A 12,246-nucleotide genomic window follows, 5' to 3' on the forward strand; every position below is an offset into this window, starting at 1 on the left:
CAGTGACCGGCCGAACACCGAGCCACGGCACGGATCCCGGCTACCCGGGCATGATGCCGTGGATGCGGGAGAGGGTGAAGACCCGTTCGTCGTCGCGCAGGTGGCACCAGGCGGACAGGTAGGGCGGGTCGAGCACGAGCTCGCTGAGGATACGTACGGTCCGGTTTCCCGAGGCGGCGACGTACTCGACCGTGATGGCTGTGCCGACGTCGACGGCATGGGCGAGCTGGCGGACATCGCTGTACGCCAGGTTCTTCGCGTACGCGGCGACGATCTCCTCGGTGTCCGTGCCGTAGGGGACCCCGGTGCCGAACGGGTCGGGAGCCGGGAGTGCCGGCGGGGCGGCCCGCAGCCTGGCGGCCAGCGTGCTCAGGTCGACGGTTACCGGAGTCATCCGAGTCACCGTCGGGACGGATCGCTGCCGCTGTCCTGTGAGTGGTGGGACTGGCACCGGGGCGGCGGCACGCCGACGCCGGGTCTTCTCGACGCGTACGGTTCCGTCGGCCCTCTCGGCGACGGGTGCGTAGCCGGCGGCCCGGAGCGCGGCGAGGGTCTTGTCGAGTGGGGTCCGGCTGACCAGCACGGTCGGTGCCAACACGCGTAGGCCGAGGGCGGCGAGCTTTCTGTGAGTGACGAGTTCGGCGAGGAGGGCGGCTTCTTCACCATGGATCACACAGGAAGCGGGGGCGATGCGCACACGGCCGTGAGTGCGTGCGGAGTCGTTGATCAGGTACAACAGCGGCTGGGGCAGGGCGCCGACCGCGACGGCGCCCAGGTCGGCCGCGATGGCATCCGCCGTGCGGCCCGTGTCCAGGGCACGGCGAACGGTTGTGGGGCTGAACCGCCACACCGATGCCGTGCCACCGACTTCCTTGTCCGCGACGGTGTCCAGCAGTGCGGCGAGGCGGGCGGACGGTGTGCCGGTGACAACGGCGGTGAGGTCCGCGCCGAAACAGGCTGCCCTGGTGGCTGCCGGCAGCAGCCGCTCACAGGCAGCGGCGAGCGTTTCGGCGGCTTCGGTGTCGTCGGCCCGCAGAGCGGCACCGAGGGGGGACAGGCAGCCGCGGGCGACGACCCCGAGCAGTTCCGCTTCCCGGATTGCGGTAGCGAAGGGCGTTGTGTCCTGGGGGAGTTGCTCGGCGAGCGGGCGGTGCCAGGCAACCATCGGCCCCAGTTCCGCGGGGCTGTGCACTCCCCGGTGCGCTGGGAACTCCGCTGCGGCGGCGAGGAGCCCCTCTCGGGCCTGTATACAGCCGCCGCAGGGCGGTGTTCCGGCGAGCGCGGGCAGTACCTTGCCGTCCTCGTCGCGGGCCTGGGCCGGAGTCAGCGGCAGCGTCCGCCAGGCGTGGAGAAGGGCGGTGAGCTGCTCCGCCGGTTCGCGTTCCGCCCAGGTGTCGTATCCGTCCGTTGCCGCGACCCGGTCGCCGTCCTGGGCCAGCAGCCCGGCTTCGTGCGCCGTCTCCAGAACAAGACGTACGACGATGTCGTCGCACTGCGCCGCCTTGCTGATCCGGGACAGTTCACGTGCTCCGACCCCGCCGGACTTCAGCAGGACCGGTGGAGCAGCGGAGCACGTCGCCAGAACCGACGCGGCATGTGCGGCGAACGCCGTGGCGGCTGCCGCCGCCTCCCGGTCCACTTCCGCCGAGGTGACGGACGCCGTCCGCACGGCGGGCGGGACGGGATCGAAGGGGGCGTGCCAGCCGACTCCGCGCAGTGCGAGCGCCACCTCGGCGGGCATGCGTGTGGATCCGTACCCGGAGTACCGGTCCTGGACCAGCAGTCCCCGCTCCAGTGCCCAGTGCGCACCCGCCTCGGAGTCGGCCGACGGGGCCCTGAACGTGATCAAACGCGTCGGTGATTGAGCCTGTTCACGCTGGTGAGACGCTCGCCGCTCAAGCAGCTTCCGGGTGGACGCAGGTGCCGAAGTGATAACCGCGGCCACCCGCTCCGGATTGCTGTGGTGTTCCAGCAAGGCGGTCAGCCGATGCTTCTTGGTGGTGCCGGGCGACGGGATGCCCAGGGCCACCAGCATGCGGCGCAGTTCCTCGGAGGTCGTGTCCGCCAGTAGCCGGGTGAGCGGAGCGTCCAGCCCCAGCGGCGAGTCCCACGCCTGCCGCAACGGCGCCGCCATGCGCAGCAGCCCTTCGCCGTCCGGCCAGACGAGTGCGCGGTCGGCCAGCGCCTCCAAGGCCGCGTCCAGCCAGCGAGTGCTCTCCGTTCCGGTCGCATCCAGCAGATCGGCCAGGGCGGCACATGGAACGGGCCCCGATGCCGCCAGTGCCTCGGCTACCTGCAGGTGTGGCAGCGCGAGTCCGGGCAGCACCGGGGCCACCGACGCCGGGCGCTGAAGGCGGTCCGCGAGTTCGCCGAACGATCGTGGTTCCGGCGGTGACACGGCATCCGGGCGAGCTGCCAGGACCCGCTCGAGCCGGTCGACTTCCAGATCACTCAGCCACGTGGCCAGAGTTGATCCGCTGGGCTTGCCGATGGGGACACCTCACAGAGACGAGTGCCGGTGGTCTCCGACCGGAATCGGTCCTGCACAAAGCCAGAATGGCGGATCGCGGGGGACGCCTGCGTCCTGAGTCGGCAGAAACCCGCTTCTGAGTGAAGGCGATGTCCTGTGACCCGACCCGGCGACGGCAAGTCGACGCAATGAAATGTCTCTTATGTCGGAAAGGAATGAGACTAGAACTGAGACCAGCAACGTCGAAGGGCCCCACCGCAAGCGGTGGGGCCCTTCGACGTATTGCCCGGTGAGAGCAATGGCGGAGGATACGAGATTCGAACTCGTGAGGGGTTGCCCCCAACACGCTTTCCAAGCGTGCGCCCTAGGCCACTAGGCGAATCCTCCGCGGCAAACAATACAAGACGTTGGAGGGTGCTCGCGAACACGTTCCCCGGAGATCGTTCCGGACCGTCCTCCGGGAGGGGTGGGGTGGGGGAGCGGGTGGACGGCAGGGGGATGGGATCGGCTAAGGTGGGCGTCAGCCCCTCACGTGGCGCTATCTGACTGAACTCCCCCAGGGCCGGAAGGCAGCAAGGGTAGGTTGGCTCTGGCGGGTGCGTGGGGGGCCCTTGCGTGTCCGGGGTGTGGTCTCCCGCCGGGCGCCCGGTCCGGGGCGGGACCAGTTGTCGGTGCGCCCCGATAACCTCGTATGTGTGTCGTCCCTTGCGCTGTACCGCCGCTATCGCCCCGAGTCCTTCGCCGAGGTCATCGGTCAGGAGCATGTCACTGACCCGTTGCAGCAGGCCCTGCGGAACAACCGGGTCAATCACGCGTACCTCTTCAGTGGGCCACGCGGCTGCGGAAAGACGACCAGCGCGCGCATCCTCGCCCGCTGCCTGAACTGCGAGCAGGGCCCCACACCCACACCCTGCGGGGAGTGCCAGTCCTGCCAGGACCTCGCGCGCAACGGGCCCGGTTCGATCGACGTGATCGAGATCGACGCCGCGTCGCACGGGGGCGTGGACGACGCCCGTGACCTGCGGGAGAAGGCTTTCTTCGGGCCCGCGTCGAGTCGGTACAAGATCTACATCATCGACGAGGCGCACATGGTCACCCCGGCAGGGTTCAACGCCCTGCTGAAGGTGGTCGAGGAGCCGCCGGAGCATCTCAAGTTCATCTTCGCGACCACCGAGCCCGAGAAGGTCATCGGCACGATCCGGTCGCGTACGCACCACTACCCCTTCCGGCTGGTTCCGCCCGGGACGCTGCGCGGGTACCTCGCCGAGGTGTGCGGCAAGGAGAACAGCGCCGTCGAGGACGGTGTGCTTCCGCTCGTGGTGCGCGCCGGCGCGGGATCCGTGCGTGACTCGATGTCCGTCATGGACCAGCTGCTGGCCGGCGCCGGCGACGACGGTGTGACATACGCCATGGCGACCTCGCTCCTCGGCTATACGGACGGGTCCCTGCTGGACTCCGTCGTGGACGCCTTCGCGGCGGGTGACGGGGCGGCGGCCTTCGAGGTCGTGGACCGGGTGGTCGAGGGCGGCAACGACCCCCGGCGCTTCGTCGCGGACCTGCTCGAGCGGCTGCGTGACCTGGTGATCCTGGCCGCCGTGCCGGATGCCGGGGACAAGGGGCTGATCGACGCCCCCGCCGACGTGGTGGAACGGATGCAGGCCCAGGCGTCCGTCTTCGGCGCCGCGGAGCTGAGTCGCGCGGCCGATCTGGTCAACGAAGGGCTCACCGAGATGCGCGGGGCGACCTCGCCCCGGCTCCAGGTGGAGCTGATCTGTGCCCGGGTGCTGCTGCCCGCCGCCTTCGACGACGAGCGTTCGCTCCAGGCCCGGCTGGACCGGCTGGAGCGCGGCGCGTCCTTCGCCGCGGCCGGGCCCGGCCCCGCCCTGGGGTACGCACCGGGGCGGGAGGCCCACGGAGCGGGTGTCGGGATGCCCGCCGTAAGCGCGGGAGGTGCCGGAGGCCCCGCCGCGGCCCGGGCTGCGGAGGCGGCTGCTGCCCCCGAGTACCAGCAGTCCCAGCCGGCCGCACCGCAGGAAGCCCCCCGGGCCCAGCAGCCGCAGGCCCATGCCCAGCCCCCCCAGCCTCAAGGCCGGCAGGCCCAGCCCCAAGCCCATCAACCCCAGGCGCCCGTAGGCCAGCGCCCCGGGGCCTGGCCCTCGGCGGCCGGTGCCGGGAGTGGCGCGGGCGGTGCGGGCGGTGCGGAACCGGCGCGGAGGCCCGGTGGCTGGCCGACCGCCTCCGCACCCGGTGGCGGCGTGCCGCAGGCTCCCGTGCCTGCGGCCGCCCCTGTCCCGGCTGCCCCGGCTCCCGCCGCTCAGGCACCCGCGGCCGGCGGTCAGGACATGGTGCAGGGCGCCGCCCAGGTGAGGAACATGTGGCCGGACATCCTCGACGCCGTGAAGAACCGCCGGCGGTTCACCTGGATCCTCCTCAGCCAGAACGCCCAGGTCACCGGCTTCGACGGCAGCACCCTGCAGATCGGCTTCCTCAACGCCGGGGCTCGCGACACCTTCTCGAGCAGTGGCAGCGAGGAGGTGCTCAAGCAGGCTCTCGCCGAGCAGTTCAACGCCAAGTGGCGGGTCGACGCGGTCGTCGACCCGTCGGGCGGTGGCGGACAGCCCCCGCAGGGCGGCGGGGGCGGCGGCCGGCCTCCTGCCGCCCCGTACCAGCCTCCGCCCGCGCCGCCGGCTCCGTCGTACGAGTCCCGGCAGCCCGCCCCCGCGCAGCAGACTCCGCCGCCCGCGCAGCAGCCCCCGCAGCAGCAGCCCGGGCGGCCCGAGCCGTCCTCCTACGACCGGGCGGCCCCCGAGCCGCCTCGGTCGGTCGCGCCCGAGGACGACACCGCCGAGGCGGATGATCCCGATCTGGTCGACTCCGCGCTCTCCGGGCACGACCTGATCGTCCGGGAGCTGGGCGCCACGGTCGTCGAGGAGTTCACCAACGAGTAGCGGGCCACCGGCCCGCTGACGGGGCGCGGCACAGAGCGGTGGGTGTCCGGGCCACCGGCGGATGGCGGGTCGACGACGAGGAGCGGACTCCGCGACCCCGGATCCCGGTCCACGGGCTGTCCGCGGACCGGCGCCCGTCGAGACCCCCGGCCCCCGGCGGCTAGGCTGCACCCCGTGAAGGTCCTCGTCATCGGCGGCGGCGCCCGCGAACACGCCCTGTGCCGCTCTCTCTCCCTCGACCCCGATGTCACCGCTCTGTACTGCGCCCCCGGCAACGCCGGAATCGCAGAGGTGGCCGAACTGCACCCGGTCGACGCACTCGACGGCGATGCCGTCGCGCGCCTCGCCACCGAGCTGGGCGCCGAGCTGGTGGTCGTCGGCCCGGAGGCGCCGCTCGTCGCCGGCGTCGCCGACGCCGTGCGTGCGGCCGGCATCCCCTGCTTCGGCCCCTCGGGCGAGGCCGCCCGGCTGGAGGGCTCCAAGGCGTTCGCCAAGGACGTCATGGCCGGTGCCAACGTCCCGACCGCCCGCAGCTACGTCTGCACGACGCCCGAAGAGATCGACGAGGCCCTGGACGCCTTCGGCGCTCCGTACGTCGTGAAGGACGACGGCCTCGCGGCCGGAAAGGGCGTCGTCGTCACGGACGACGTCGAGGCCGCGCGTACCCACGCCCTGGCCTGCGACCGCGTGGTCATCGAGGAGTTCCTCGACGGCCCCGAGGTGAGCCTCTTCGCGATCACCGACGGCGTGACGGTGCTGCCGCTCCAGCCCGCCCAGGACTTCAAGCGTGCCCTGGACGGCGACGAGGGCCCGAACACCGGCGGCATGGGGGCGTACTCCCCGCTCCCGTGGGCCGACCCGAAGCTGGTCGACGAGGTCATGCGGACCGTCCTGCAGCCGACCGTCGACGAGCTCCGGCGCCGTGGTACCCCGTTCTCCGGGCTGCTCTACGCGGGCCTCGCGATCACCTTGCGCGGCGTACGGGTCATCGAGTTCAACGCCCGCTTCGGCGACCCCGAGACGCAGGTGGTCCTGGCCCGGCTGAAGACACCGCTGGCAGGGATCCTGCTCGGGTCCGCCAACGGAACCCTGGACGTGCTGCCCCCGCTGACCTGGCGCGAGGACGCCGCGGTCACCGTGGTCATCGCCTCGCACAACTACCCGGGAACGCCTCGGACGGGGGACCCCATCGAGGGCCTCGCGGATGTCGTGGCGAAGGATGCGCCGCACGCGTTCGTCCTGCACGCCGGCACCCGGCAGGACGGCGACGCGGTCGTCAGCGCCGGAGGCCGCGTGCTCTCCGTCACGGCGAGCGGCAAGGACCTCGCACAGGCCCGCGAGCGTGCCTACACCGCCGTGGGCCGGATCCGGCTCGACGGCTCCCAGCACCGTACGGACATCGCCCGCAAGGCCGCCGAAGAAGCCTGAAACCTCTTCGTCCCCGTGCCCGGCCCTCCAGGGAGGTGCCGGGCACAGGCGTGTCCGGCACCTCCGCGTACGCAGGGCGTGCGGGTTCTGCCCGTGCACCCGTCCGGGGCCGCGGTATCACTGAACCGGTGGGCGCAGACTCGTCAGCAGCTTTGCCCAAAGCCATTCCATCGGGTGACGGCTCGGCCATCCGGATGACGCCCGCCGAGGCCCCAACTAGGGTGCGGCGCAGGCATTCCGGCACTTGGCTCACCGGCATTGCGATGTCGGTGGCGGGTGCCACAGTGGGGGAGTGACCAACACCGTCGCGGGGGCAGAGGGGGTGACGTCCAGTCGTGTCCGGTACCGGTTCGGTTGAGGAGCTGGGTGCGCACGCAGCGCGGGCCAGGGCCGTCGCTCTGCTGCGCATCCGTGGCAGGGCCACGGCCCTGGCGATCCTGCCTGCGGCCGCCGCCGTGGTGCTGCTCGTCGCGAGCGCCCAGGGGCGCATCGCAGGGGTGTGGTCCACGGTCAGCTGGGCCGTGACGGCCTGCGCCGTCGTGGTCCTGCTGCTCGCCGCGGGGGTCGCCGTCGCGGTGGCCCGCGCACGGCCCGCGGTCAGTCCGACCGTGCCCCTCACCGAGACCGCTGCCCCCGATCTCTACCGGCTGGTGCGTGACCTCGCCGACCGGCTCGACGTCCCGGTGCCGTCGGCCGTGGCGCTGACCCCTGACTGCGACAGCTGGCTGGAGGACCGTACGCACCCCGCCGCGCAGCCGGGAGTGAAGGCCCTCGGGGGTCGCGCGGGGATCCGGCGTGGGAGACGGGTCCCCGCAGCGCCGGTGCTGGTGATCGGCTCCCCCTTCCTGTGGTGGATGAGGGTCGCCGAACTGCGAGCGGTTCTCGCCCCGGTCGTCGCGGGCACGGGCCCGGCCGCGCACCCCGACATAGCCGCTGCCCGGCGTTTCGTCCGCGGGCTGGACGCGGCGGTCGCCGATGCCTCCCTGCCCGGTCGGGGCCGTGTGCGCGGGCTTCCCGCTGCCTTCGTGGGGCGGATCGCCGGAATGCTGCTGCGCGGCTGCCGCGATCACGCGTCGGAGATGGAGCGTTGCGTCGCCGCCTCGGCCTCGGGACGTGCGCATGAGGTGGACTACGGGCTGCGGATCGCCGCCCAGGAGCAGGTGGGCCTCGCCTACGCCGGCTGGGACCGGCTGCTGACCCGCGTCGCGCTGCCCGCCTGGCGGATGGGGCGCTGGCCCTCCCGGCTCGACGCCGGGGTCGTCTCCGCGCTCACGGAGCTCTCCCGGCGCGACCGGTTGGCCGAGGGCTTCACCTCCCGGCTGGGGGAGCGCCCCGCCTGCGATCTGATCGAGGAGCCGGGCGCCGCCGACGAGGCGGCTTCGCTGCTGGCCGCCCGGCTCTTCCACGGTGGGCCCGCGGAGCCCGGACCCGGCTGGTCCCCCGTCGACTGGCAGCAGTATCCGGAGGAGGTCGTGGACCGGAAGTGGCGTACCGAGGCCGCCCGCCTGCACCGGGTGCTCGACGCGATGGGGGTGGCCGTCAACGTCTCCGTGGGCGCACCGGGTGCGGCGGCGGCCGACGGCTCCGCGGTACCCACGCTGGCGCGTGTGATCGACCACCTCGCCACACCCGGCGCGGACAGCGAGGCACTCGCGGCCGGGATAGGTGCAGCCGTGGCCCGCGACGAGGAGAAGGCGACGCCGCGGCCCCGCGCCTCCTCCGGTGGCGGTACCGCGCAGGAGAGCGTGGGCGGTGACCACCTCGACCTCTGGGGACCCGTGCCGCCCCCGCTCTTCCCCCTCCAGCCGCCACGTACGGGCACGGAGCTGCTCGCCGACCACGTCGTGGCGATGGTCTGCTGCGCGGCCGTGGACACGGCGGGGGCGGCGCCCGGGCTGGACTGGCTCGACGGCCCCGCGCTGCTGGTCGACGGCGGCCGCAGGTCGGACCTCGGCGCGCCCGTCCTCACGCTGGTCGAGGACGGTGACTCGGAGCCGCTGCTCTCCTGGCTCACCTCGGTGGGAGTGCGCACCGACAAACCGGTGCGCCTGGGCTGAGAGCGCGGCCGACGATCCGCCGAATGTACGACCGTCCGTCCACATGAATGGCGAAATGGGCGGAATGTTCCGGTGATGCACGGAGAATCCGGTTCCGTGCGCGTTGATTCGCGACGAACGGTGACGGAGTGCGTGCTTAATGTGATGTGCTGGGGGTGGCGTCGGCGTCCGGCGCATCGCAGGTGCCGGGGGGCGAGGGAGGGGTGCGGTATGGGGGCGGAGCAGATCCGGCGGTGGGAATCGGGTGCCCTCGCGCATGCCGTGAGCGACCCCTTCGGGCAGGGCCCGCTGCCCTGGCTGCGCGGCAGCGAGCACTACTTCGACGACACGGGCCAGGTCGTCCCCTGGTACGCGGCCCCCGAGCTCGGCCGCGGTGGAACGGGCGGCGGGACGCGCACCGCCGACGACGTCCGGCAGCAGATCAAGGGCTTCGTGTCTCCCGGTGCCGCGGCACCCGGCGAGGCGATCGACTTCCACATCACCGTGGACCCGCCTCAGCAGTTCTCCGTCGACGTCTACCGCATCGGGCACTACGCGGGCGACGGAGCCGCCAAGATCACCACCAGCCCCCGTCTGTCCGGCATCGTCCAGCCGGCACCGATGACCGCCGAGCGGACCGTCTCCTGCCACCACTGGTGGCTCTCCTGGAGGCTGCAGATCCCCAGCTACTGGTCGGTCGGCGCATACGTCGCCGTGCTCACCACGGCCGACGGCCACCGCTCGCACGTCCCCTTCACGGTCCGGGACGAACATCCGGCGGATCTGCTGCTCCTGCTGCCCGACGTCACCTGGCAGGCGTACAACCTCTATCCGGAGGACGGCCGGACGGGCGCGAGCCTCTATCACGCCTGGGACGAGCGAGGCAGGCTGCTGGGCGAGGAGGACGCCGCCGTCACCATCTCCTTCGACCGCCCGTACGCGGGCGCGGGCCTCCCTCTCCACGTCGGCCACGCCTACGACTTCATCCGCTGGGCCGAACGCTACGGCTACGACCTCGCGTACGCCGACGCGCGCGACCTGCACGCCGGCCGTGTGGACCCCAGTCGCTACCGTGGCCTGGTCTTCCCCGGCCACGACGAGTACTGGTCGGTGCCGATGCGCCGCACGGCTGAGCTCGCCCGGGACTCCGGCACCTCACTCGTCTTCCTCTCGGCGAACACCATGTACTGGCAGGTCGGCCTCGGCCCGTCCCCCTCGGGGAGCCCGGACCGCCTGCTCACCTGCCGCAAGCGCCGGGGCCCGGGGAAGTCCGCGTTGTGGCGTGAGATCGACCGCCCGGAGCAGCAACTGCTCGGCATCCAGTACGCGGGCCGGGTCCCCGACCCCCATCCGCTGGTGGTGCGGAACGCCGGCCACTGGCTGTGGGAAGCCACCGGGGCGGCGGAGGGCGATGAGATCGACGGCCTGGTCGCAGGCGAGGCCGACCGCTACTTCCCGCGCACCGCGCTGCCCGATCACGAGAGCCGCATGCTGCTCGCGCATTCCCCGTACACGGACGGTGACGGGGCCACCCGGCACCAGGAGACCTCGCTGTACCGCGCCCCGTCCGGCGCGCTCGTCTTCGCCTCGGGCACCTTCGCCTGGTCCCCCGCGCTGGACCGCCCCGGCCATGTCGACCCCCGGATCCAGCGGGCCACGGCGAATCTGCTCGACCGGATCTGCAAGCGGGACTGAATCCTGGGTGCCGAACCCGGAGCGGTTCATCCACCGCTGCGGACGTGAGCCCGTGCGGCTTCCCGACCGTGCGGTTCCACAATGCTGTTGCCGTGTCCTCACCCGGCGGTCCGCCCCGCCGGGTGAGGACACCGACGAGGACGACGACCGCGCCGGTCCGCGGACCCGCCGCGGGATCCGGCTCCTCGTCCCACGGTGCGACCCCTGGCGGCGCGGCTCCTTCGCATGCGGGACAATCGGAACGACTCCTGGATCAACCTACGCGGAGGCAGCGTGTCCGGTTTCGTAGAAAAGCCCGAGCCCGTGCAGGTGCCGGGGCTCACCCACCTGCACACCGGCAAGGTGCGCGACCTGTACCGGAACGAGGCGGGTGACCTCGTGATGGTCGCCAGCGACCGTATGTCCGCGTACGACTGGGTCCTGCCCAGCGAGATTCCGGACAAGGGCCGTGTGCTCACCCAGCTGTCGCTGTGGTGGTTCGACCAGCTTGCCGACCTGGTCCCCAACCATGTGCTGTCGGCGGAGCTTCCCGCCGGTGCGCCCGCCGACTGGGCCGGCCGGACCCTGATCTGCCGCTCGCTGCGGATGGTCCAGGTCGAGTGCGTGGCGCGCGGATACCTGACCGGCTCCGGCCTGACCGAGTACGACGCGACCCGCACGGTCTGCGGTCTCGCGCTGCCCGAGGGCCTCGTCGACGGCTCCGAGCTCCCGGCACCGATCTTCACCCCGGCCACGAAGGCCGCGGTCGGAGAGCACGACGAGAACGTGTCGTACGAGGAGGTCGCCCGGGAGGTCGGCCCCGAGACGGCGGCGGCGCTCCGCCGGACGACGCTCGACGTCTACGGCCGTGCCCGGGACATCGCCCGTGAGCGCGGGATCATCCTCGCCGACACGAAGTTCGAGTTCGGCTTCGCGCCGACCGCGGACGGGGGAGAGGAGCTGATCCTCGCGGACGAGGTGCTGACGCCGGACTCCTCCCGTTTCTGGCCTGCCGAGGCATGGGAGCCCGGGAAGGCGCAGCCGTCCTACGACAAGCAGTTCGTGCGTGACTGGCTGACCTCGCCGGCCTCCGGCTGGGACCGTCACGGCGAGCAGCCGCCCCCGCCGCTGCCTCAGGAGATCGTCGAAGCGACCCGCGCCAAGTACCTGGAGGCGTACGAGCTTCTCACCGGCCTCAAGTGGCCGGTCGAGGGGAGCTGACGGAAGAAGGCCCCGGTCACGAGGACCGGGGCCTTCTTGTGTGGAGCGAACGACGAGGTTCGAACTCGCGACCTCAACCTTGGCAAGGTTGCGCTCTACCAGCTGAGCTACGTTCGCATGCGCCGTGGCGCGGTGCCTACTATACCCAACCTCTCTCGTGGTCGAGACGCGCTGCCGCACGACGGTTTTCGGCTTCGAGTCCTGAGTACGCCACCGGGAGGCAGCCACGCACGGTCCCTGGGGCCGAGGACGTCCGCGCCGCGATCTCCGCGACCGGCGCCCTGCCCGCTGCGGGTTCGGGACCCGCCTTCCGCGAGGTCAACGGGGAGTCTCCGGTCGAAGGCCGTAGCGGCCACCAACTCCGTTTCCACGGAGCGTCTCCCGCGCGCACGGTACGGACGACCCCGGTCGCCGACCGCTCGGGGGAACGAACGCCCGGGACGCCCGCACCGGGATCCGCCCCAGGCTC

At 72.2% G+C, this 12,246-nt stretch carries 6 protein-coding genes, 2 tRNA genes and 1 other RNA gene; 6 read left to right on the forward strand and 3 right to left on the reverse strand.

Features of this window, described 5'->3' with window-relative positions:
• Positions 1-40: 40 nt before the first annotated feature.
• On the reverse strand, positions 41-2,491 hold the full coding sequence (locus tag JOC24_RS07215) for a helicase-associated domain-containing protein (protein ID WP_205019356.1): 2,451 nt from the start codon (positions 2,489-2,491) through the stop codon (positions 41-43).
• A gap of 278 nt (positions 2,492-2,769) precedes the next feature.
• A tRNA-Ser gene (locus JOC24_RS07220) sits at positions 2,770-2,857 on the reverse strand.
• Between the two features lie 132 nt (positions 2,858-2,989).
• Between JOC24_RS07220 and ffs the strand changes: the two genes are divergently transcribed.
• The 6 genes from ffs to JOC24_RS07250 all read left to right on the forward strand — a co-directional run bounded on the left by ffs (position 2,990) and on the right by JOC24_RS07250 (position 11,777).
• Positions 2,990-3,086, forward strand: an RNA gene (gene ffs / locus JOC24_RS07225) — signal recognition particle sRNA small type.
• A gap of 79 nt (positions 3,087-3,165) precedes the next feature.
• Positions 3,166-5,418: a DNA polymerase III subunit gamma and tau gene (locus JOC24_RS07230; protein WP_205019249.1), complete on the forward strand. Its 2,253-nt coding sequence runs from the start codon at positions 3,166-3,168 to the stop codon at positions 5,416-5,418.
• Positions 5,419-5,592: 174 nt separating this feature from the next.
• Positions 5,593-6,846, forward strand: coding sequence for a phosphoribosylamine--glycine ligase (gene purD, locus JOC24_RS07235; RefSeq protein ID WP_205019250.1), 1,254 nt, complete (start codon positions 5,593-5,595; stop codon positions 6,844-6,846).
• 335 nt (positions 6,847-7,181) lie between these two features.
• Positions 7,182-8,903: a M48 family metalloprotease gene (locus JOC24_RS07240; protein ID WP_205019251.1), complete on the forward strand. Its 1,722-nt coding sequence runs from the start codon at positions 7,182-7,184 to the stop codon at positions 8,901-8,903.
• Between the two features lie 210 nt (positions 8,904-9,113).
• The gene (locus JOC24_RS07245) at positions 9,114-10,577 is read left to right on the forward strand and encodes a N,N-dimethylformamidase beta subunit family domain-containing protein (RefSeq protein WP_205019252.1); all 1,464 of its coding nucleotides are present in this window, start codon (positions 9,114-9,116) and stop codon (positions 10,575-10,577) included.
• Between the two features lie 273 nt (positions 10,578-10,850).
• On the forward strand, positions 10,851-11,777 hold the full coding sequence (locus JOC24_RS07250) for a phosphoribosylaminoimidazolesuccinocarboxamide synthase (RefSeq protein WP_205019253.1): 927 nt from the start codon (positions 10,851-10,853) through the stop codon (positions 11,775-11,777).
• 41 nt (positions 11,778-11,818) lie between these two features.
• Here JOC24_RS07250 and JOC24_RS07255 read toward each other — a convergent pair.
• Positions 11,819-11,894: transfer RNA gene (locus JOC24_RS07255), tRNA-Gly, on the reverse strand.
• Between the last annotated feature and the right edge of the window lie 352 nt (positions 11,895-12,246).

It is taken from the genome of Streptomyces sp. HB132 (genome assembly GCF_016909575.1).
Classification (GTDB): Bacteria; Actinomycetota; Actinomycetes; order Streptomycetales; family Streptomycetaceae; genus Streptomyces.

Coding starts and splice junctions, on each gene's coding strand:
- JOC24_RS07245 (WP_205019252.1), top strand. CDS start 9,114: ATGGGGGCGGAGCAGATCCGGCGGTGGGAATCGGGTGCCCTCGCGCAT.